22 protein-coding genes and 1 other annotated feature are annotated in these 23,631 nt (G+C 33.1%); of the genes, 18 read left to right on the plus strand and 4 right to left on the minus strand.

All coding sequences use genetic code 11. The features are described 5' to 3' along the window. Positions 1-66 precede the first annotated feature (66 nt). From H8707_RS06005 to H8707_RS06040, 8 genes are all read left to right on the plus strand, one after another. On the plus strand, positions 67-1,623 hold the full coding sequence (locus H8707_RS06005; protein ID WP_262429223.1) for a spore germination protein: 1,557 nt from the start codon (positions 67-69) through the stop codon (positions 1,621-1,623). Beyond that, a complete protein-coding gene (locus tag H8707_RS06010) occupies positions 1,607-2,743 on the plus strand; it encodes a Ger(x)C family spore germination protein (protein WP_262429224.1) in 1,137 nt (378 codons plus the stop codon). Before H8707_RS06005 ends, H8707_RS06010 begins: the two co-directional genes overlap by 17 nt. Before the next feature lie 46 nt (positions 2,744-2,789). Next, positions 2,790-3,875 (plus strand): GerAB/ArcD/ProY family transporter, encoded by a 1,086-nt coding sequence (locus tag H8707_RS06015; RefSeq protein WP_262429225.1) that lies wholly within the window; start codon positions 2,790-2,792, stop codon positions 3,873-3,875. Positions 3,876-4,000: 125 nt separating this feature from the next. Next, complete coding sequence (locus H8707_RS06020; RefSeq protein WP_262429226.1) at positions 4,001-4,699, plus strand: AzlC family ABC transporter permease; 699 nt, start codon at positions 4,001-4,003, stop codon at positions 4,697-4,699. After that, complete coding sequence (locus H8707_RS06025) at positions 4,692-5,012, plus strand: branched-chain amino acid transporter permease (protein WP_262429227.1); 321 nt, start codon at positions 4,692-4,694, stop codon at positions 5,010-5,012. Before H8707_RS06020 ends, H8707_RS06025 begins: the two co-directional genes overlap by 8 nt. 215 nt (positions 5,013-5,227) lie before the next feature. Beyond that, a complete protein-coding gene (locus H8707_RS06030) occupies positions 5,228-6,580 on the plus strand; it encodes an S-layer homology domain-containing protein (protein ID WP_262429228.1) in 1,353 nt (450 codons plus the stop codon). Positions 6,581-6,771: 191 nt separating this feature from the next. After that, complete coding sequence (locus H8707_RS06035) at positions 6,772-7,539, plus strand: LytR/AlgR family response regulator transcription factor (protein ID WP_262429229.1); 768 nt, start codon at positions 6,772-6,774, stop codon at positions 7,537-7,539. Between the two features lie 198 nt (positions 7,540-7,737). Further along, on the plus strand, positions 7,738-8,562 hold the full coding sequence (locus H8707_RS06040) for a hypothetical protein (RefSeq protein WP_262429230.1): 825 nt from the start codon (positions 7,738-7,740) through the stop codon (positions 8,560-8,562). A gap of 166 nt (positions 8,563-8,728) precedes the next feature. Here the strand turns inward: H8707_RS06040 and H8707_RS06045 are convergent, their stop codons facing one another. Both H8707_RS06045 and H8707_RS06050 read right to left on the minus strand, forming a co-directional pair. Continuing rightward, positions 8,729-10,054, minus strand: a complete 1,326-nt coding sequence (locus H8707_RS06045) for an MATE family efflux transporter (protein WP_262429231.1) — start codon at positions 10,052-10,054, stop codon at positions 8,729-8,731. 203 nt (positions 10,055-10,257) lie between these two features. Continuing rightward, entirely contained in the window at positions 10,258-11,145 is an 888-nt protein-coding gene (locus tag H8707_RS06050) for a fructose bisphosphate aldolase (RefSeq protein WP_262429232.1), read from the minus strand. Between the two features lie 275 nt (positions 11,146-11,420). On the opposite strand from H8707_RS06050, the gene H8707_RS06055 reads away from it, so the two are divergent. The 9 genes from H8707_RS06055 (at position 11,421) to tet (ending at position 20,288) form a co-directional block, all read left to right on the plus strand. Then, positions 11,421-11,555 carry a hypothetical protein gene (locus tag H8707_RS06055; RefSeq protein ID WP_262429233.1) on the plus strand — a complete coding sequence of 45 codons (135 nt, stop codon included), beginning with the start codon at positions 11,421-11,423 and terminating at the stop codon, positions 11,553-11,555. A 62-nt stretch (positions 11,556-11,617) separates the two neighbouring features. Next, the gene (locus H8707_RS06060; protein WP_262429234.1) at positions 11,618-12,055 is read left to right on the plus strand and encodes a hypothetical protein; all 438 of its coding nucleotides are present in this window, start codon (positions 11,618-11,620) and stop codon (positions 12,053-12,055) included. 135 nt (positions 12,056-12,190) lie between these two features. Further along, positions 12,191-12,437: a binding site (T-box leader), on the plus strand. Between the two features lie 44 nt (positions 12,438-12,481). Continuing rightward, positions 12,482-13,147, plus strand: a complete 666-nt coding sequence (locus H8707_RS06065) for an amino acid ABC transporter permease (protein ID WP_262429235.1) — start codon at positions 12,482-12,484, stop codon at positions 13,145-13,147. Further along, on the plus strand, positions 13,128-13,805 hold the full coding sequence (locus tag H8707_RS06070) for an amino acid ABC transporter permease (RefSeq protein ID WP_262429236.1): 678 nt from the start codon (positions 13,128-13,130) through the stop codon (positions 13,803-13,805). Before H8707_RS06065 ends, H8707_RS06070 begins: the two co-directional genes overlap by 20 nt. Before the next feature lie 11 nt (positions 13,806-13,816). Beyond that, entirely contained in the window at positions 13,817-14,569 is a 753-nt protein-coding gene (locus H8707_RS06075; RefSeq protein ID WP_449406484.1) for an amino acid ABC transporter ATP-binding protein, read from the plus strand. A 24-nt stretch (positions 14,570-14,593) separates the two neighbouring features. Next, entirely contained in the window at positions 14,594-15,454 is an 861-nt protein-coding gene (locus H8707_RS06080; RefSeq protein ID WP_262429237.1) for a cysteine ABC transporter substrate-binding protein, read from the plus strand. A 192-nt stretch (positions 15,455-15,646) separates the two neighbouring features. Then, positions 15,647-16,702, plus strand: a complete 1,056-nt coding sequence (locus tag H8707_RS06085) for a helix-turn-helix domain-containing protein (RefSeq protein WP_262429238.1) — start codon at positions 15,647-15,649, stop codon at positions 16,700-16,702. A gap of 274 nt (positions 16,703-16,976) precedes the next feature. Then, entirely contained in the window at positions 16,977-17,849 is an 873-nt protein-coding gene (locus H8707_RS06090; RefSeq protein ID WP_262429239.1) for a DUF1002 domain-containing protein, read from the plus strand. A gap of 489 nt (positions 17,850-18,338) precedes the next feature. After that, positions 18,339-20,288, plus strand: a complete 1,950-nt coding sequence (gene tet / locus H8707_RS06095) for a tetracycline resistance ribosomal protection protein (RefSeq protein ID WP_262429240.1) — start codon at positions 18,339-18,341, stop codon at positions 20,286-20,288. A 59-nt stretch (positions 20,289-20,347) separates the two neighbouring features. Here the strand turns inward: tet and H8707_RS06100 are convergent, their stop codons facing one another. Beyond that, entirely contained in the window at positions 20,348-21,343 is a 996-nt protein-coding gene (locus H8707_RS06100) for an SDR family oxidoreductase (RefSeq protein ID WP_262429241.1), read from the minus strand. Between the two features lie 412 nt (positions 21,344-21,755). On the opposite strand from H8707_RS06100, the gene H8707_RS06105 reads away from it, so the two are divergent. Then, complete coding sequence (locus tag H8707_RS06105) at positions 21,756-22,625, plus strand: PhzF family phenazine biosynthesis protein (protein WP_262429242.1); 870 nt, start codon at positions 21,756-21,758, stop codon at positions 22,623-22,625. A 119-nt stretch (positions 22,626-22,744) separates the two neighbouring features. Here H8707_RS06105 and H8707_RS06110 read toward each other — a convergent pair whose 3' ends face one another. Beyond that, a complete protein-coding gene (locus H8707_RS06110; protein ID WP_262429243.1) occupies positions 22,745-23,554 on the minus strand; it encodes an IclR family transcriptional regulator in 810 nt (269 codons plus the stop codon). Positions 23,555-23,631: the final 77 nt, after the last annotated feature.

The raw sequence follows: 23,631 nt of genomic DNA on the forward strand, positions 1-23,631 counted from the left end.
GCAGAATATAAATGCAGATTATGGTAATACTTATTTGATATACATAATTAAATAAGGAGCAGAGTTATGGGTAGATTTAACAAATCCAATAAGAATAATGGTCAAGAAAATATGGATTTTAGTTCACCTGAGAATCTTGGTACATTATCTGGCAACTATGAAGAAGACATAAAGTGGCTTAAAGAGATTTTTAAAGATGATGACTCTATTGTATTTCGCAGATTAAATATTGGGGTGGATGGTAGTATCAATGCGTCATTGATTTTTTTTGATGGTTTGGTTGACTCCGCAATAATTGATAATAATATAATTAAACCTCTCACAGAGCTGGAACAAATACCAAAGGAAAAGTCGGCTGAAGATATATTTTTATCTAAGGTTGTTCAAATAGACAGTGTAAAGAAAGTTAAAGATCTGGATGAGATTATTCAAGAAATTACTTATGGTGATACTTTATTGGTGATTGATGGAATAGGTGAAGGATTATTATTTAGTACTAAAAATTTTGAGTCTAGGTCTATTTCAGAACCGGAAGGGGAGAAAATACTAAGTGGTCCCCGAGAAGGATTTACTGAAGTTATAATAACCAATCTTTCCTTAGTAAGACGAAAACTCAGAACTAACAAACTTAAAATGAAATACTTTAAATTAGGAAAAGAGACCAATACTCAAATTTGTGTTGCATATTTAGATAATATTGCAGCTCCTAAAACACTTAAGGAATTATATAGAAGGTTGGGACAAATAGATATTGACGGTATTTTGGATGCGAATTATATCAATGAATTGATTAGGGATAATCCCTGGTCTCCATTCCGTTCAATTGGATATACAGAACGACCGGATGTAGTTTCTGCTAAACTATTAGAAGGACGAATTGCTATATTTGTAGATGGCACACCGGTAGTATTGGCATTACCATATTTATTTATTGAGAATTTTCAGAGCAATGAGGATTATTATTTAAGTTTTTATTACACATCTTTTTCTAGGATTTTAAGAATTCTTGGTTTCTTTCTCACAACGCTAGTTCCGGCAATATACATTGCCGTTACTGCATTTCATCAGGAAATGCTTCCGGCACCATTATTGATTAGTGTAGCAATAGAGAGACAAAAAGTTCCTTTACCTGCAGCTGTAGAAGCATTTATTATGTTGATTGTTTTTGAAATATTGAAAGAAACCGCTCTTCGAATGCAAACCAATGTAGGGCAGGCACTTAGCATTGTAGGGGCTTTAGTTTTAGGTCAGGCTGCAGTGGAAGCAAACTTGGTAGCAGCACCTATGATTATAGTTATTGCAATAACAGGAATAACAAGCATCTTAGTTCCAAGAATGAATGCTCCAATCTTTTTAATTAGGTTTATTATGCTCATATTAGCTTCCTTTTTAGGTTTTTTTGGGGTTACTATTGGATTTGCACTGATGCTTACACATATATTGAGCCTTAAATCCTTTGGAAACTGGCAGTTAGCATCTGCAAGTAAATTAAATTATCAGACAATCAAGGATACGATAATACGGGGACCTTGGTACAGAATGATTTTAAGACCCCGGCAACTTACCGGAAATGCAGTACGTCAAAAAAACACATGGAGGGGACATGATGAGACGTATGATTAGTTTTATTTCAATGATACTATGCTGTATATTTCTAAGCGGATGTTGGAATTACAAAGGCTTAGATGACATTGATATAGTGACTGGACTTGCCATAGATAAAGATCAAGGCAGTGATATTTATCAAATAACTATAGAAATAGTAGATACTCAAACAAGCGGGAGAGAAGGGGAAATCAGCGCAAAATATATAGATGCTGAGGGCAGAACTATTTTTGATGCCATACGTAATTCTAAAAAAAAACTTATTAACAAATTATATGGCGGGAATATGCAGACACTGATTATAAGTAAAGAAATTGCAGAAGCAGAAGGTATATCAATTATTATAGAAGAGTTACTTAGGGATGGAGAACCACGAGAAACCATGAGCATTGTCATATCTGAGGAAGAAACTGCAAAAGAGATTTTACTAACAGATGGAATTGATTCCAATATTATTTCCTATGAGATTCATGAAATGATTATAGAGGATAATAAGGTAACCGCATCTACAGTTGATATGCCATTATATCAAACATACAATTCAATCAAAGGAAATGGGAAAGCCCTTGTACTTCCCGTAGTTCGTCGTATAAATAATATAAACAAAAATGTAGCAGAAGGGAATGGTATTGCTTTATTTAAAGACGATTATCTGCATGGGTTCTTATCTCCAAGGGATACTATGTACTATCTTTTTATTGTTGATAAGGTTAGAGGTGGTGTAATCTCATTTCCTATAGGAGACTTGGATGAAAGCATATCTATGGAAATAAAAGATAGTAAGACCGATACAAAAATTTCATCTAATCAAAATAAGATATATGTGGATATTAATGTGAAAGTTAAACTTAATATTATGGAAGTAAAATCTCAGCTTAATATTTCAAATGTAGATGAAAGGGACAAATTAGAGACCCAAACAGAAGAATATATAGAGAAACATATTACTGAATTATTTGAAAAGGCTCAATCGGAGTATGAGATTGATATATTTGGGTTGGGGAATTTGCTTTATAAAAAAGATCCTGATTTATGGCGTAAAATTGAAACTCATTGGGATGAACTATTCCAAAGTGCCGTGATAAAAGTAAAAGTTGAAGCAGATATAATATCTTCCGGGGTTCTTAAAAATTATTAGATATAAACATATTTCATAAGAAAAGACAATAAGAAAGGAGTTTAGTATGGATACTAACAATATATCATCGCGGAATTTAACAAGTCTTTTGGTGGTAGTGATATTATGTGGTTCATTGGTAAATGGTGCTTTTACAATAGCTCAAGATACATGGATTGCTGTTTTATTGATGGGAATTTTGTTTCTTCCTGAAATACTCATTTATAGTAGGATATGTGCACTGTTTCCCGGTAAGAACTTATATGATATCATTTATTCAATATTTGGAAGGACTAGTAGATTTATATTGACATTGTTAATGACTCTGTATGTAACTGTAGTAACCGGACTTCAGCTAAGAAATTTCGTAGAATTTACTGCTGTAATTTCATTACAGGATACTCCAAGAGTAGTATTGATGGTATTGTTGCTTCTTCCTGTTTTATACTTAGCTAAAGAGGGGATTCAGGTAATGGCCAGATGGTCCTTTATTGTGTGTGCAATTATTGTGCTAAATATAGCACTTACAATATTGCTTTCTCTAAATATAATTGAAGTTTCACATATACTCCCGGTTATGGATCATAGTTTTTTAGATATTGCCTCTAATTCTTTTACAGTAGGTACAATAACTTTAGGCGAATTGGTCATGATGATGGCAGTCATGGGACATCTAAACAAAGGAGAAAGTCCTTATAAGGTATATTTATGGGGAGTTCTAGTAGGCATTTGTTTATTTGCTTTAATAATCCTTAGAAACATTCTAATACTGGGTCCTGACATGGAAGAGGCAGCTAAATTTTCTACCTATATGGCTGTAAGAGTTATTGATATAGGTAAATTTTTTGAGCGGATTGAAAGTTCTATATCATTTATATATGTCCTTCTTGGAATTACAAAGATGAGTCTATTTATGTTAGCATCAGCTACGGGATTATCTAAGATATTTAAGGATATGGATTATAGAAAACTATTATTACCTATTAGTGTTATTGTAGTAGGTATTGGCACAGTTGTTTTCAAAAATGTATTTGAAATGTTTGAACTAGCCTGGGTGTATCGATATTATGCTTTGCCTTTTCAGCTATTGATTCCAATTATAATTTGGATAAAAGCTGAAATCAAAAAATCATATTCAATGAAAAATAATTAGATGTTTTAGCCTTATTAGATTGAAAGACCAATTTAATAAGGCTATTTTTATGATTGATGTTTTAGAGATGCGGAGATATAATTTAATGTAATAAATAAATAGAAATTTACGTAGGAGAGAAGTAGATGAACCTAAAATTGTTAAAAGCAGCTATTATTAAAACTTTGCCCATTATGGCAGGATACATGGTACTTGGAATGGGTTTTGGAATTCTTTTAAAAATAAATGGATATGGTGTCTTATGGGTACTGGCTATGAGTATATTTGTCTATGCAGGTTCCATGCAATATGTAGGGATCTCACTTATAACCGGAGGTGCTTCCATAATTTCAACTGCGTTGACTACGTTAATGGTCAATGCGAGACATCTTTTTTATGGAATATCCATGATTCAAAGGTATAGAGGAGCAGGACTTAAGAAGTTATATTTGATGTTTGCGCTTACAGATGAAACGTATTCGCTGGTCTGCAATGGAGATTATCCGGAAGGAGCAATCCCCCATGAATATTATTTTTTGGTATCATTATGCGATCAAATTTATTGGGTCATTGGAAGTGTGATGGGGTCTTTAATTGGTTCTGTCATTACTTTTAATACAGAAGGAATTGATTTTGCCATGACAGCACTCTTTGTGACAGTTTTTGTGGAACAATGGGTTGATACAAAGGAACATCGTCCCTCTCTTATTGGAGTAGGCGCGTCCGTGTTGTGTTTGTTGTTATTTGGGAGGGAAAACTTCCTGATTCCAACAATGATTTCCATTATCATTCTTCTTACAGTATGCCGCGGCGCTTTAGAAAGAGGAGGTGTGGCAAGTGAGTAATACTCATGCTGCAATTTTGATTGCAGTCATGGCTTTAGTGACCATGATTCTGCGATTTCTTCCTTTTATGATTTTTAGGGATAGGGAGACACCGGAATACATCAACTTTCTTGGGAAATATCTCCCATACTCAATTATGGGAATGCTTGTGGTGTACTGTCTGAAGGATGTTTCCATAACAAGCTCACCTTTTGGAATACCGGAATTGATTTCTGTTGTTTTGGTGGCAGTATTACATTTTTGGAAGAGAAATACTCTTGTCAGTATCGTGAGCGGGACAGTCTGCTATATGCTTCTGATACAAGTATTTTAAAAATTAATTTGTCAGACACTTTTAGATAATTGAAGCACATAAAACCGTAACTAATGGATTTTTGATTGGTTACGGTTTTTTGTAGTGAGAATAAAAATTCGATACATTAAAAGCCTTATTAAGTACATGTATCTGATTTTGAATCTATTTTTTTATTATAATTATATAGCTCAAATTATGTAGCTTAAATGTTAATCAAAAAAGGAGGGAAAAACATGTTGAAAAAAGTACATTATAAATTGCATAAGATATTGTGTCTATTTATGTCTATTTTGCTAGTATGTGGGGCATTACCTATAAAGACATTGGCAGAATCCAGTGATGAAAATCATGATTCTGCAGAATGCATAGTAGCATATGATCCAGATGATGGTAAGACACAGTATAAGGACTTTTACAAAACAACAGTTCACAAAGGAGATAAAGTAACAGATATTCCAGAAGACCCGAAAAGAGATGGATATATCTTTAAAGGTTGGTATGCATATTTAGATGAGGACAATAATCCGGCGTATTGGAGTTTCGAGGAAGATGAAGTTAAGGAAAATACGACTCTATGGGCCGATTGGGAAGAAGGATGCATAGTAGCATATGATCCAGATGATGGTAAGACACAGTATAAGGACTTTTACAAAACAACAGTTCGCAAAGGAGATAAAGTAATGGATATTCCAGAAGACCCGAAAAGAGATGGATATATCTTTAAAGGTTGGTATGCATATTTAGATGAAGACAATAATCCGGTGTACTGGAGTTTTGAGGAAGATGAAGTTAAGGAAAATACGACTTTGTTGGCTGATTGGGAAAAACGAGAAGAAAAGCCGGAAGAGAAACCAGAGAAACCAAAAGAAAAACAAAAAAAGAAACCAGAAGATAAAGAAACCAGGGATAAATCAAATGGTCATGAGGAAGAGTTAGTTCCTAATGAAAAGAACCCTTTAGGATTAGTGAAAGATAACCATATTACCTATGTACAAGGCTATCCGGAGGGAGATTTCAGACCGGAAAGACCAATTACTAGAGCAGAAGCAGCACAAATCTTCTATAATTTATTAACCGGGGTAAAAAAGACCGGATATTCTTCAAGTTTTTCTGATGTAAAATCCAGTTCATGGTATGCAGATGCAATTTATTGTTTAAGTGCCAATAATATTATCTCGGGATACCCAAACGGAACCTATAAACCGAATGAATATATAACTAGAGCAGAATTTGCAACCATTGCAGCAAAATTTGATAATTTTAGTAGTGATAATAAAAAGAGCTTTATAGATTTAGCAAGCAGTCATTGGGCATATAAATATATAATGTCAGCCAGTGACAAAGGTTGGATTAACGGTTATCCGGATAATACATTTAAGCCTGAGAAAAATATTACCCGGTCTGAGGTTGTAAAAATGGTAAACAATATACTTGAAAGAGGTATAAAATCAGAAGGCATACCAGTGAATTTGCATACGTTATATAGAGATTTAACTATTGAACACTGGTCATTTGCAGATATAATCGAAGCTTCGGTTGAGCACTCATATACACGAGATAAGGATGGATGGGAGATCTGGAAATAAATTGATGGTGAAATAATTAATTAAGAATGCAAAGCAAAATAATATAGTGTAGAAATATATTTATTGATTGATCTATCAAGAGTTAAGTATGTTATACCTTTAGCTGGCTATAATATACTTAATTCTTATCTGGAAACAGATAAGACACATTTGGTTAAAGGCTCAGCCATTCATGTGGGGGTATATAGAGTATGTTAAAAATAGCATTATGCGATGATAATAAGAACACAATTACAAAATATGCAGAATTAATTTCTGAGCTTGTGGAAAAATATCAGCTGCAAATTGAGATTTCTTGCTTTAGTAGTGGAGAATCTTTGTTTTTTCATTATAGTAATATACCTGAACAAATAGATATTATTTACCTTGATATTTTAATGGATAAAACAGATTGCATGGAAACAGCCAGGAAATTGAGAGATATTGGGTGCAAAGCACAAATCATATTTCTAACTAGTTATGAAGACTACGTTTATGAAGCATTTGAAGTAAATGCCGCACAGTATCTTATAAAAGAAGATACAAGTAAAGAAAAATTTGAAAAGGTCTTTTTGAAGGCAGTAGAGATGGTTTCAGAAAACAAAGAAGAGTTATTTTCAATAAAATTTGATGGAAAGACAACTGTGATTCCAATTAGTGAGATTGCATATTTTGAAATATGGAATAGGGTTATTACTGTGTATTATGGGGATGGAAAATCAGCTAAATACTACTATAGTATAGATCGATTGGAAGAAGAGATGTCGGGGAAGGATTTTGTACGGGTACATCGTTCTTATTTAGTTAATCTATCCTATATTGAAATGTTCCGGAATCAAAATATAAAGCTTAAGACAGGAGCAATAATCCCAGTAGGAGTTACCTATTCAGAAAGCCTTAAGAAAACTCTCTCTAATTATATATCTCGTTTTCACATTTATAATACGACTGATATAAATGGTAAAGAGGAAGACCTATGACATAATTTTTATCAATACTTGTTTTCTATGTCTAAGAAGTAACATAATGGAAATTCGATACATGAAAACACTAATTGAATACATGAATCTAAAATAAAACAATTTTTCTATTATACTTTATTTTAAGTTATATCATTTGCTGTAAGCCAATCTAAAAGCATGTCAATATAAAGTGGAATAGAAGAGGGGGATTCATGTATGAAAAAAACTAGTAATAATATAATTGGTCAGAAATTCGGAATTCTTACTGTATTGAAAGAGTTTAAAAATGAAAAAGGGTATCTTGTTTGTGAATGCAAATGTGAGTGTGGCAACACAAAAATTGTCTATAAAAGCAATGTAGTAGCAGGAAGAACAAAATCTTGTGGTTGCCTTGAAGAGAAAAACAGGCGAAAATATAGAGATTTAAGAGGGCAACGTTTTGGAAGACTAATAGCTAATAGACCTACTGAACATAGAAGTAGCGGAAGTGTTGTTTGGAAATGCAGTTGTGATTGTGGTAATACCATCTTAGTTTCAGCGCCAAATCTCACAAGAGGATTTACCAAGAGCTGCGGATGCCATAGTTTGGAGAAAAGAGATATTACAAACCAAAGATTTGGGAACCTTACAGCATTATATCCGGATACTTCAGATGAAAGTCTATCACAAAAATGGATATGCAGATGTGATTGCGGTAATTTATGCAGTGTTAGTATTTCTAATCTAAAAAATGGACATACTCAAAGCTGTGGTTGCCTACAGAAAATTGATTATAGAACCTTGATTGATGGTACATGTCTTGAGATTGTAGCATCCACAAAAATTCCTATCAATAATCGAAGTGGGATAAAAGGTGTTTCATATGAAAGCAGAAGTAATTCATGGATTGCAAAGATTAGATTTAAGGGTGTAGATTATTATCTTGGAAAATATGATAATATAGCAGATGCTGGGCAGGCTAGGTGGGAAGCAGAGGAACGGCTGATAAGACCATTCTTAGAAGACAATTCATATTTGCTTAACAGAGAAAAAGAGAGTTAAAAATAATAGTCTCACCCTTTGAAATACCAGAATTGATCTCTGTTGTTTTTGTGGCATTATTGTATTTTGAAAGAGAAATACTCTTGCTAGTATCGTGAGTGGGGCGGTCTGCTATATGCTTCTGATACAAGTTTGTTTATAATGGTGTGAAAATGACTTCCCATTTTCAAGAAGAGCTACCTAATGCATTGTTGATGTTTTTCTTATAATAAACAAGAAATGCAACAGAGCTAATAAACCAAGTTAGAGGATATGCCCAGAAAATTACTCTTATGTCTGGTATTATTTTCACCATTATAGTTATGTATGCTATTCTGATAAGACACCAACTTACTAGCATAACAATCATAGGGATATTAGTTTTTCCGGCTCCACGAAGTATTCCGGACAGACAATGTGAAAGTGCAAGCAAAAAGTAGAAAAGACATATAATCCTTGCCCGAATAACTCCTTGTTCTATGACTGCAGGATCAGAATTAAAGAGACCTATTAGTTTTGGTGCGAAGATCCATATTATTATGCCAATTATTTGTGCTAAGGAAACACCTGCTATTATTCCAAAACGGGCGCCTTGTTTTGCTCGGTCGTATTGTTTTGCACCGAGATTTTGTCCGATAAAGGTTGTAAGAGCGACGCTAAAACTTGTAATTGGTAGAAATGCAAATCCTTCAAGTTTTGAATAACTGCCGCTTCCAGCCATGGCTATAGATCCAAATTGATTAATATTTGATTGGACTATAACATTAGCAAAGGCAACTATAGAATTTTGGATTCCTGTAGGCAAACCCATTTTCATTAAGATTTTAAGCATTTCACCGTCAATCTTTATTTTCTTTATGTATATTTTATAATCGCCATCTACCTTTGTAAGTTTAATAAAGCCCAGAATTGCACTGATAAATTGAGAAATAACCGTAGCTACAGCAGCACCGCCTACACCAAAATTAAATACAGCTACAAACAATATATCTAATACTACGTTTGTAATTGCTGCTACAATCAGATAGTAGAGAGGACGCTTACTATCGCCAATTGCTTGAAATATACCTACACAGGCATTATACATGACAATACCTATTCCCCCAGTAAAGTATATTCTTAAATATGTTACGGAATCCGCAAAAACATCACTTGGAGTTCCCATTAATTTTAATAACCACGGGGTAAATATAACTCCAAAGGCTGTTACTATTATTCCAGCTATAAATCCAAATGCAATAGTGGTATGAACAGCTTTGGGTAGGCTTTTATTGTTTTTAGCTCCATAATAGCGAGCTATTATAACACCTGCACCTACGAATATTCCATTAATTAAACCGACAATTAAATTGATTAGGCTACCGGTAGAGCTAACTGCAGCAAGAGCTTCTTTGCCTAATACATTTCCGACTACAATGGAATCTACTACATTATAAAGTTGTTGAAAAAGATTTCCTAATAAGATTGGTAATGCAAATAATATTATTGATTTTGAAATTTTCCCTTCTATCAAGGTTGTCCACTTCCTGTCATAAAATTGCTACACCTATTATGATAGATTAAAGAAGGGTAATATGCAAGCATAAGAATTTAATAAATGAAGCAATAGACGACTATGAAAGATTTGTTGCAGAGTTTTGTAAAGCAAAAACCTCTAGACAACATGCAATTAAGGCTGTTTAGAGGTTTACTTTTGATGGGGCAAATGGCATTAAGTTATACTATTGAAGCTTCGTAAATTTCTTTTATGGAACTCTCTAAAGTTTCATTAAACTCTTCGTCAGTTTGCTTATCATTTAATCCTTCAACTAATGCTCTTGAGAAGCTTGCTATTAATCCATGGTTTTTCTTAAGAGCTTTTACTGCTTCTTCTCTCGTATATCCTCCGGAAAGTGCAACTACTCGCATTACTTGAGGATGATTTATTAATTCAGCATAGAAATTATCTTCTGTTGGGATTGATAGTTTTAGCATGATGAAGTCATCTTTAGGCAATGAATTCAGGTGCTTTAAAATTTCCTCTTTCATTATTCTTTCTGATTCACTTTTATCTGGACTATTGATGTCAACTTCGGGCTCTATGATAGGAATCAGTCCCTTTTCAATTATTTGTTTTCCATAATCAAATTGCTGCTGAATAATTTGTCTTATCCCTTCCGGATTGGCAGATTTGATAACTGATCTCATTTTGGTCCCAAATATATTTCTCTCTATGGCTCGGTCTAATAAAGAATCCAAGTTTGGTATTGGGTTCATAAGTTGGACACCATTTTTTTCAGGAGCTAAGCCTTTATCAACTTTTAGAATGGGAACAATACCCTTTTTCTCCCATAGATAATCTGCAGTCCACATGCCTTCGATCTTGCGGTCCATAGTTTGTTCAAATAAAATTGCAGCTAAAATATATTCTGACTTGAATGCCGGGCTCGTTATAATTCTGGTTCTCATTTCATGTATCAAGTCAAACATTTCTTCTTCATTTTTATATCTTTCCTTTGATATTCCATAGCCCATTAATGCCTTGGGCGTACTGCCTCCGCTTTGATCCAAAGCTGCAACAAACCCATTACCATTTTTCATAATTTCTACTTGTTTATTATTCATTTGATAATCCCTCCAATGGTATAAATAATTTTTCATATCTCATTAAACCTTATATCCAATAAACTTAATGTTAAACTCAATCTCGGGAGAAAATATAAAATATATTTAGTTCTATTTTATATTTATGCGAAAGTAAATATTCACTATAATTTATTTATTCTATAAATTCTTTAAATTTATTTTTAAATTCATGCAAATCTACTTTTTAGTTACTAGTTAGGTTATACTAAATAGGACAAGTAAATTAATCCTTTAAGGACTAAAGATTTCAAGATTTGAAGAGAAGAGGAAAGATTATATATATGATAGAAAACAAATATGATGGACATTCCAGGTATGAAACGCAAGGGCAGGATTTAGAGATAATATTAAGTAAAAATAGAAATTCAAGAAGGATAACCAACTTATAGATTGATATACTCTACAATCTGGAATACTAATAAATAGGAATTTGAAAGAGGGGGGTAGGAATATGTGTGAAGAATGTTATAGTGATAAAAATAGAGTAACGCCATTACTTAATCCATTGGACTGCTTACAGAAACATACACAGTATATTTGTGGCACTTGTGGTCGTTGTATCTGTATAGAGCGTGATGAAAAGCGAGGATTACAAAGATGGAATTTTCCATTTAAATCATTGGAGATTGCAAAATTATATTTAAGAACCGCTGATCATACGGTGAAAAAATCATGTGGTATTTATGAAATTAGTAATAGCAAAGGACGAGTATCATATAAGATCTTTGTGGACACTGAAGATTTAGAATTGTTCTTGAAAAAGAATAAAGACAAAATTTGCAAGAAAATGGCTCCTGTTTTTAAAGTAGAAAAATATAAAGAATATCCAAATACTGAAGTGAGAAAATTGACTTCCAGAGAAATTGAAAAATATATGTCAGAGCGATAAGTTCCAATTTGTCTTATCGTAATATAAAAAAGAATCATTGAAATTAATATAAAATCGAATATATATAAATATTTATAAAAAAATGTTGACAAAATTTCAAACTGATAATATTATATTATGAAAGTAAGAATCAATATGACTATGAAGACAGGAAGAGTAAGTCAAGTATAGATCTATAGAGAGAAATCCCCATTGGCTGGAAAGGATTTTAGGTTGAGATTGACTGAAGTGCATCCTTGAGTACCGGGTTGAAATATAGTAGATACCGGCGGGTATACCCGTTATAGTATTAAGGTATATTAATTGTACCGAAAATAATGAGATACTTGATTTTTTATCAAGTAATTAGAGTGGAATCGCGGAATATACTTCTGCCTCTGAACAAGGGGTAGAAGTTTTTTTTATCTTTTATAGAGAGGTGAGGTAATGAATTTAAATTGGGACTTTATTATAGAGAGTTTACATCTTTATGGTGAAGCGGCTTTAACTACATTTAGATTAGGGTTTTGGGGTATATTATTTTCCCTTTTTATAGGCGTAATATGCAGCATAATACTGTATTTTAACATTAAAGGTCTTGGGAAAATTGTAAAAATATATGTTGAACTATCTCGAAATACACCGCTGCTTATTCAACTGTTCTTCCTGTACTTTGGTCTTACTAAGGTAGGTATAGTATTAAGTGAGGAAGCCTGTGCCATAATAGGTCTATCCTTTTTAGGAGGAAGTTATATGACTGAAGCATTTAGAAGCGGTTTAGAGGCAGTAGGGGTTACACAAATAGAGTCAGGTCTTAGCATTGGACTTTCAAAATTACAATTGGCTAGATATATTATATTTCCTCAAGCGATTTCTGTCAGCATGCCTTCTCTTGGTGCAAATTGTATATTTTTACTTAAGGAAACTTCAATAGTAGGCGCGATTGCTGTAATGGATCTTATGAATATAACTAAAAACCTTATAGGTATGTATTATCAAACTTATGAATCCTTGTTTATGTTAGTGGTATCATATCTAATCATGATATTGCCATTGTCGTTTTTCCTTACATGGTTGGAAAGGAAGGTGCGATATGCAGAATTTGGGAATTAAAGTTTTGTTTCAAGGAATGAATTTGCAGCGTTTAATTCAAGGACTTGGAGTAACCGGAAGAATTGCTTTTACTTCAATTATAATAGGTTCGATTTTTGGTATGCTTTTAGGAATAGTTTGGACTTCTAAATCCAAGATAATAAAGTTTTTATGCCGTTTATACCTTGAAGTTTTTAGAATAATACCTATTCTTGTATGGTTGTTCATTATGTATTTCGGAGTTACTACTGCACTTAATGTTGATTTAAGCGGCGAGACCGTTGCAATAATAGTATTTACCCTTTGGGGGATAGCCGAAATGGCAGATATCGTTAGGGGTTCTTTGGAATCCTTGCCCAGACACCAGATTGAGTCGGGGAAGGCCATAGGGTTAAGTAATTTAGGACTTTATAGGTATATTCTTATACCGCAGGCTGCAAGGAGGATGTTACCGGGTGCTATTAATCTTGCTACAAGAATGATAAAGACCACTTCTTTAGTAGTTCTAATAGGTGTTGTAGACGTTATAAAAGTCGGTCAACAAATTATCGAACTATCACGTATTGAAGTGCCTACAGCATCGTTTTGGGTTTATGGATTTGTATTTATACTGTATTTTATAATATGTTATCCTCTTTCTAAATTATCTAAGAAATTAGAGGCTAAATGGAGTGATTAGGAGGTATTAAAATGTATGAACAAGATAATGAAGAGTTGTTGGTAATAAAGGGTTTGCACAAGGAATATAATGATTTAATTGTCCTGAAAGGGATTGATTTAAAAATAAAAAAAGGTGAAGTAGTTGTAATACTGGGACCTTCAGGCTGTGGGAAAAGTACACTCTTAAGATGTATAAACGGTTTGGAGAAAATTCAAGGGGGTGATATAAGGTATAAAAATGAGAGTATAGTTAGTAAAGATGTCAATTTGCAAGATATTCGCCAGCAGATAGGTATGGTATTTCAAAGCTATGATCTATTTCCGCATATGACGGTTATTGAGAATATACTCTTGGGGCCTTTAAAGGTACAAAAAAGAAATAAGAAAGAAGCGATGGAGCAAGCTTGTGAACTATTGGACAGGGTAGGTCTATTGGACAGACAAGACTCATATCCCAGACAGTTGTCAGGAGGTCAGAAGCAGAGAATCGCCATTGTAAGGGCATTATGCATGAATCCTGAAATAATGTTATTTGATGAGGTAACCGCATCATTAGACCCTGAAATGGTAAGGGAAGTTCTGGATGTAATTTTAGGTCTTACAAAGCAAGGGATGACAATGATTATAGTAACTCATGAGATGAACTTTGCGAGATCCGTTGCCGATAGGATAATATTCATGGATGAAGGAGATATTTGTGAAACATCAGAAGAACCGGAAGAATTCTTTACAAATCCAAAGACAGAACGTGCTAAGCACTTCTTAAATATATTTCAATATTAATACGCAAAGAAAGGAATGATTATAATGAAAAGGCACAATAAAATATTAGTATTTTTAATTATAGCTGCATTGGCTGTTGGGGTTCTAACAGGATGTGCAAGAAATGCAGATGAAGTTTCTACAGGAAAAACAAATTCCATTGAAGAGATTAAGAAAAGAGGTACGATTCGAATAGGTGTATTTAGCGACAAGAATCCCTTTGGATATTTAGACGAAAATGGTGAAAATCAAGGCTTTGACGTATATATTGCCAGAAGATTTGCTAAGGATTTACTGGGAGATGAGTCAAAAGTTGAATTTATATTGGTAGACGCAGCAAGCAGGGTAGCATTTTTGGAATCAAATAAGGTTGATATCATCATGGCGAATTTTACAGTTACAGATGAAAGAAAAGAAAAAGTAGATTTTGCAAATCCATATATGAAGGTATCACTTGGAGTAGTTTCTCCGGAAAGTGCTCCTATTAACTCCATTGAAGATTTAGAAGGTAAAAAGGCTATCATTGCTAAAGGAACTACAGCTGAAACCTATTTAACAAAGAACCACCCTGAAATAGTTGAGCTTAAGTTCGACCAATATACGGAGATATTTGAAGCATTGAAGGATGGTCGTGGTGCTGCCATAGTAAATGATAATACCGAAGTAATCGCGTGGGCAAACCAAAATCCTGGATTTGTTGTAGGAATTCCAAACTTAGGAGACCAAGACACAATTGCGCCGGCTGTTAGAAAAGGAAATCAGGAGCTTCTTGATTGGATAAACAATGAATTAACTGAACTAGGAAAAGAAAACTTTGTGCACGAAGCTTATGATGAAACCCTTTTGGATGTATATGGGGAAAACTTTAGGGAAGAACTCGTAATCGAAGGTGGCATAATAGAATAATTAGATATAAACTCCCTCTAGATCATATGGGGAGTTTTTATATGAAACAGTCACTAACATTTTAATATGAATAACAGTTAATTTTTTTGAGGAATACTTAACATATATTCAGTTGTTAGATATAATGATTCTTGATATGATTAAAACAGCAAAGGCAATTGCTTACTAAAACAGAATCAGGAGGTTATTTATATGCAGATAGGTGAAGTAATACGAGAATACAGAAAAAAGAAGAACATAACTCAGGAGGAAATGGCAAATCGCCTTGGAGTCACAGCACCAGCAGTTAATAAGTGGGAAAATGGGAATTCACAGCCTGATATTATGCTATTGGCTCCTATTGCTAGATTACTCAATATTACTCTTGATACTCTATTATCTTTTGAAGAAGAACTTACCGCAGAAGAAATAAACAATATTATTTATGAAATGGATACCAAATTAAAAAACGAAAACTATGAAGAGGTTTTTAAATGGGCAAAGGGGAAAATTGAGCAATATCCTAATTGTGAACAGTTAATTTGGCAAGTATCACTGGTTCTAGATGCGTGGCTTTTAGCAAAGGATATACCAAATGCAGAGGAATATGAAAGTTATATAAATGATTGTTATGTACGGGCACTGGATAGCGAGGATGAAAACATTAGAAGTAGAGCAGCCGATTCCTTATTTGGATTTTATTCAAGAAAAAAGCAGTATGAAAAGGCGGAGGAATATCTAAATTATTTTTCTAACCAAAACCCAGAGAGAAAAAGAAAACAAGCATTTATTTATAGCAAGACAAATAGAGTAAATGAGGCATATAAGTCATATGAAGAATTATTATTTTCCGGGTATAACATGATGAGCATGATATTTCAAAACATATATATTTTAGCTATGAAGGAAAAAAACAAGGAAAAGGCTTCTATCCTTGTTGAGAAACAAAAAGAATTAGCGAATATTTTTGAAATGGGCAAATATCATGAATCATCGTGCAGACTTGACTTTGTAGCAGCAGAAATGGATGTGGAGGGAACCATAGAAACTATGGAAAGGATGCTTGCAAGTGTTGATACAATATCTGATTTTACGAAGTCAACCCTGTACGAACATATGGAATTTAAGAAACTTGATGAGAATTTTATTACAGAACTTCGTAATAACTTGACAACTAATTTTAGTGATGAAGAAACATATAATTATATGAAAAAAAGTAAACGGTGGCACGAGTTGGTAAGTAGTAATTCAAATTTGCTTAAAGGTTAAATATTGTGGAGGAAGTAAAAGGACCTGAAATTCTGTGGAATGAGAGCCAGGATACTGAGAATTCAAAGTATAGAAGTGAAATTTGGATTCCAGTAAAGAAAAAACATTATTAAGTGTAAATAATCATAGACGAGAGTACTCCTAATTTTGGGGTGCTATTTTCGAAAAATTGTTTTATTCCGAATTAAAATATATATGACATCTTACTGTCATATATTTGTGATATAATAAAATATCTTAATAGTATCAAACAAAGTATTAGGAGGAAAATTTTATGAAGAGAAGGTTAATTAGTATATTTTTAATAGTTATTATGACGATTGGTTCTGCGACCGTATTTGCAGATGCAGTTGTTGGAGATGTTATCGTTTCGTTGGGTGATGATTTGACAGAAAAAGAAAAAGAGGCAATACTGGAAGAATTTGATCCGTTGGAAAATGCAACTATGATTGTTACCACTAATGCAGAAGAACATAAATATTTAGGAGATGTTGTTCCAGCCGGTAAAATAGGGAATAATGCTATTTCTTCTGTTATGATAACCTATACAGAGAAAGGCAGTGGACTTAAGGTAGATACCAGTGATAAAATAACATACATTACTGATAATATCTATACCAATGCTTTAATCACTGCTGGAGTCGAAGATGCTGATATTAAAATTACTGCACCTAAAAATGCATCTGGAACAGCAGCTTTGACTGGAATAATGAAAGCTTATGAAATATCTACTGGGGAAGTTATAGATGACGATATAAAAAAGGTTGCTAATGAAGAGATGATTCGTACTGCTGAATTAGGTGAACAAATAGGTGATGAAAAAGCTTCAGAATTAATCAATAGGATCAAACAGGAAATTGCTGAAAAGAAACCAAAGACTAAAGAGGAAGTAAGAGACATCGTCACTAATATTGTAAATAATTTTAATTTAAGTCTATCAGATGAACAGTTAGAGCAATTAGTTGCATTATTTGACAAGATGAAAAACTTAGACATCGATTGGAATCAAGTATATAACCAAATCGAGAACATAGCAAAAAAGGCTTCAGATTATCTATCTTCTGAAGAAGGACAGGGGTTTTTACAGAGTTTGAAATTATTTTTCAATAAACTGATAGATTGGATTGCTTCCTTGTTTAGGAAGTAGTAACAATGTTTTAAAATTGAAAAGAATATCAGAATTGTCGACAAGGTGTGAGGTGTATTGCTTTTCATAATGGAAGCAAGATTTTGTGGCTGAAATTACGCAAAAGTTAGATAAAGAGGGATGATCTAATTTTACTTGACAATTAAAATTAAAACAAATATTATATATGTAGTATCAATCAAAGGAGTTTTATCATATGAGGAAGAATATTTTTAAATAACTATTAACAAAATAGAATGAGTACATTTTCCATACAAGATAATATTTGTATGGCTTGTTAATTGTACTTTTATTTAAAAATATTCTCATAATAATAAATTTATATTTCTATGTATTATATAGCATTGATTAGATTAAAGATATAATATCATGGTATTATATCCAATTATGTATGTTATATTTACTCTTAGTAATTATATAAAAAACAAGTTCCCCTATGAAGAGAATATTTTTTCATGGGGGATTTTTTATATAATTATGGAGGTATAAATGAGAATTATTAATATAGGAATTTTAGCACATGTAGATGCAGGGAAAACAACTGTTACAGAAGGTTTATTATATAAAAGTGGTGTAATTAATAAAATAGGGAGGGTCGATAATGGTACAACAATAACAGATTCAATGGAGCTTGAAAGAAATAGGGGAATAACTATACGGGCATCTACAGTTTCATTTAATTACAATGGTACTAAAGTTAATATCATAGATACTCCCGGGCATATGGATTTTATAGCTGAAGTTGAACGAACTCTTAGAGTGTTAGATGGCGCCGTTTTAGTAATTTCAGCAAAAGAAGGAATTCAAGTTCAAGCTAAAATTATTTTTAACACTTTGGTAAAATTAAATATTCCAACACTTATATTTATTAATAAAGTAGATAGAAAAGGAGTATGCTTAAATGATATATACACCCAAATACAGGAGAAATTAACTTATAACCTTGTAATAATGCAATCTGTTAGTATAAAAGATGAAGGTGATTTTGAATTGACAAATATTAAAGATGATAAAGTAATTCAAGATAAAATATCAGAACAATTGTTGAATATAAATGATAATTTGGCAGAAAAGTATATAAATGGGTATTACATTACAGGAAAAGAGTACTACAATGTGTTTTTGAATGAGATCAATAACTGCAATTTTTATCCTGTTTTTCATGGTTCTGCTCTGAAAAATATTGGGATTGATGAGCTGTTATTTGCTATTACAAGCTATCTTCCCATAAGAAATGATAATGCTGTAGATAATTTGTCTGCATATATTTATAAAATTGATAGAGACGAAGAATCCCGTAAGCTTACATATTTAAGAATATTCAGTGGAAATATAAAGATACGTGAAGATGTTTCCATAAATGGTACAGAAGAAATCCTCAAAATAAAAAATCTTGAGTCGGTTGTTAATGGGGGAATTGTAAAAGTGGATCAGGTTGATAGTGGGGATATTGCAATTATTTCTAATGCTAATTCTCTTAAGATAGGTGATTTTATTGGTGAGAAATATAATGGAGTTCTAGATATAAAGATAGCTCAGCCAGCATTAAGGGCTTCAATTAAACCTTGTGATCCAAGTAAAAGAAGCAAACTGATAGGAGCATTATTTGAATTAACCGAAGAAGATCCATTTCTGGATTGTGAAATTAACGGAGATACTGAAGAAATCATATTAAAATTATTTGGGAATATTCAAATGGAGGTAATAGAATCATTACTTAAAAACAGGTATAAAATAGATGCTAAATTTGGTGAATTGAAAACAATATATAAAGAACGACCTAAAAGGAACTCTAAAGCAGTAATCCATATAGAAGTTCCACCAAATCCTTATTGGGCATCTATTGGCTTATCCATAGAGCCATTACCAATAGGATCAGGATTATTGTATGAGACCAAGGTTTCCTATGGATATCTGAATAATTCATTTCAACATGCAGTAAAAGATGCTGTAGAAAAGGCTTGCAAAGAAGGACTTTATGGATGGGAGGTTACAGATTTAAAGGTAACTTTTGACTATGGATTATACTACAGCCCCGTAAGCACACCTTCAGACTTTAGGAATTTAACACCCTATGTATTTTGGGAGACCCTTAGAAAATCAGGAACTGAAATATTAGAACCTTATTTAAAATATACAGTTCAAGTTCCAAATGATTTTTGTGGAAGAGTTATGGGTGATCTTGGGAAGATGAGGGCTTCTATTGCAGATATAGTAGCTAAAGGTGAAGAGACAACTTTAACTGGGAAAATACCTGTTGATACATCCAAGTCCTATCAAGCAGAATTACTTTCCTATTCAAATGGAAAGGGTATTTTCCTTACTGAACCTTGTGGTTATGATATATATGATGGGGAGCCGATAATTAATAATATGAAAAGTAATGATAGTAACAAGGAAGGATTAAGATATTTATTTCAGAAACAAGGCGAAAATTGAAAAGGATGACTAGTCATCTTTAGAAATGTCCAGTCATCTTTTTATCAAAATCTAGCTGTTTATGAATTTGTTGTCTGACCCCCGTCTACGTGAAGCACTTGACCGGTTACAAACCGGGAATCATCAGATGCTAAATATACGTATGTAGGTGCCAATTCGAATGGCTGGCCAATACGCATCAGCATGTTATCTTGGGGGACTGCTACTACATCCGCAGAATAACTTGCAGGAATCAGAGGAGTCCATATTTCTCCCGGCGCCACAGCATTGACACGTATTCCTTGTTTACCTAAACTTCTGGCTAGAGCTCTTGTAAAACCAACGATAGCTCCTTTAGTGGAAGTATAATCAATAAGCTGGCTTTCACCTATATAAGTTACAACTGATGCAGTACCGATTATAGAACTGCCTGCACATAGATGAGGAAGCGCTGCTTTTGTAACATAGAAATGGGGATAAAAGTTTGTCTTAAAAGTTTCGTCAAATTGTTCGTCACTGATATCCAAAAGGCTTGGCTGTGGAAATTGTACACCTGCATTATTACACAGGGTATCTAACTTACCAAGAGTTTTAATCGTATCATTAACTATATCTTCACAATGTTTTTTATTCCTTAAATCTCCGGGCAGCAAAAGACATTTTCGTCCTAGTTCTTCAATACGATTTTTTGTTCGCATTGCATCATTTTGTTCATCCAGATAGGCAATAGCCACATCTGCACCTTCTTTAGCGAAAGCTATTGCAACAGCAGCACCGATACCACTGTCACCTCCTGTAATCAGAGCAACCTTGTCTAAAAGCTTATCAGAGCCTTTGTAATTTGGGTTTTCTATGATTGGGCGCGGTACCATCAATTCTTCGAGCCCGGGCTGACGAAATTGATGTTGTTCAGGAACACTGATGGGAATATCCTCATATCGTGTGATAGTTCCGTAATTCGGATACATTGGATAGGGTTTAAGTATCAAATTTTTTTCGAAATAATCCAATAACTCATTCATAATTTGTTCATTTGTAGGATTGTTAGTTGAAGAAGAATTTTGATTATTATCCATTTTAATCACCTTATTATTATAAGAAATCCATCTAAATTTCTTATAAATTACCTTTCTTTATTTATTTTTGTTATCTTTATACTTTCTAAATCACCGGATAATTTAAATCATACCTTGGATTAGTATAGTACGGAGGCCTAGGTCCAATAAGGGGCATTTTCCATACAAAGTCAAGGTATTTTACAGGTACGGTTTCATCGGAATAGTTTAAGAGCAATAATTTTACATATAGGTTGATTATAAGCATTATACATCCCTCACTTTTATATTTTAGTTAAGTATATTATCTATATTTTATATTATTCTAAAATAATAGGTTTTTATGCCAGCAATATTATTATGTGTGAGGATATTGTATTTTAGGATATAATAAAATAAAGAATTGGAGAATAAAATAAGGGAGAGGTACGTTATGAAAAGAAAGATATTTCAGGTTGATGCATTCACAAGCAAGCCATATTGCGGCAACCCTGCCGGTGTAGTCATTGATGCAGTTGGATTGACGGATGAACAAATGATGTTGATTGCTAAGGAAATGAAGCTTTCAGAAACAGCTTTTGTCTTTCCGGGAAGCACTGGATATGATTTTGAAGTACGGTTTTTTACTCCTACGGAAGAAGTTGATCTTTGCGGACATGCAACGATTGCAACTTTTAGCTTGCTTAAAGAGTTGGGAATAATAAATAAAGAAGAAGTTATTCAAAAAACAAAAGCAGGTCTTTTAAACATAAAATTTTTGGGAAATGGCATGGTTATTATGCAGCAAGCCCCACCTTTAATCATAGCAAGGGAAATTATGCTTGATGAACTATGTAAGATTATGGGGATTAGGAATACCGATGTTGGTATTTCGGAGCTTATGTTGTTGCCTGAAATATGGTCAACAGGATTAAAGGATATTTTGCTGCCTGTTAAGTCGATAGATGTTTTGAAAGGGATGTCTCCTTCAATGGATGAGTTAATAGATTACAGTAGAAAGATGGATGTCAGTGGTGCCCATGTCTTTACAATAGGTGAGGAAAATACAATTTGGTGCAGAAATTTTGCACCTTTGTGCGGAATTCCGGAGGAATCTGCCACTGGAACGTCCAATGGTGCTTTAGGCGCTTGTCTATATAATAAAGGATGGCATGAAGCCTTGTCCTTTACTTCGCATCAAGGATATTGGCTGGGAAGTCCAAGCCAAATATTTGTACAGGTACAAAACGGCAGCAATCCGGAAGTATGGGTAGGCGGGAAAGCAGTTACCGTCTTAGATGGTGAAATAGTAATTCCGGAGTAAATTAATTTATAAAATTTATAAATGGATATACACTTGGCACTAAAAACGGATATAAGATTTATAATTTTGTAGAATTTTAGGAACAGGATTTAAAAGCATCATATCCATAGCTAAGAGTCTCAATCTTTGCTTTCCAACATCTTATTATAAAAATCATATAAGTCATTAAAGGAGTAGCCCAATTTTTTAGATAAAAGAAAGGCAGAATCATTGACTAGATTTCCCCATTTATTTAGAACTGTTAAATCATGACGATTGTAAAAACTGACAATACTAATAGAACAGACAACATTGTTTGTCACATCTATAACCGGTGCAGCAACACATAGGGCATCATCATTGCTTTCACAGATGTCAGTTGTATATCCTTGTTTTCTGGAATTACTCAGTTCTTTAAATAAATCATTATAGCTTGTAATTGTCGATTTGGTGTTTTGTTCAAAAGGTTCGGCAGCCAATAGTTCATTTATTTGTAATTCTCTCATGCATGATAAAAATGCTTTGCCTTCACAAGTTGAGTAAAGGTTGTTGGTATCGCCCACCTGTATATTAGGGATTAATGAACTTTCAGCGGTGAATTTCAACAAATAAACTATATTCTTTCCGTCCCTTATAGTTAAATATGTTGTTTCTCCTGATTGTTTACTCAAACTTTCTAGGATAGGATATGCAAGTAAAAATAAATCATTTTGGGATAGAAATTTATTGCTAATTTGGAATAATTTAGTGCTCAATTCAAAATATTTTTGATTTACATGATCAGTTTCTCTAACGTTTAAAATATCTAAATCTATCAAAGTGTAAATGATATCGAAAGCACTACTTTTTGGTATCATTAATTTTCTACATATTTCAGAAATATTTGCATTATCTTTATTTTCAGATATATACTGTAAAATTTCAATAGTACGAATAACAGTTTTATTCATAATCTTATTCCTCTCATAATATATTTAAACATAGTGTAAATAACCAATATTATCTATTAGTATAGATTGCTTTAGCT

It is taken from the genome of Paratissierella segnis, assembly GCF_014385195.1.
Classification (GTDB): domain Bacteria; phylum Bacillota; class Clostridia; order Tissierellales; family Tissierellaceae; genus Paratissierella; species Paratissierella segnis.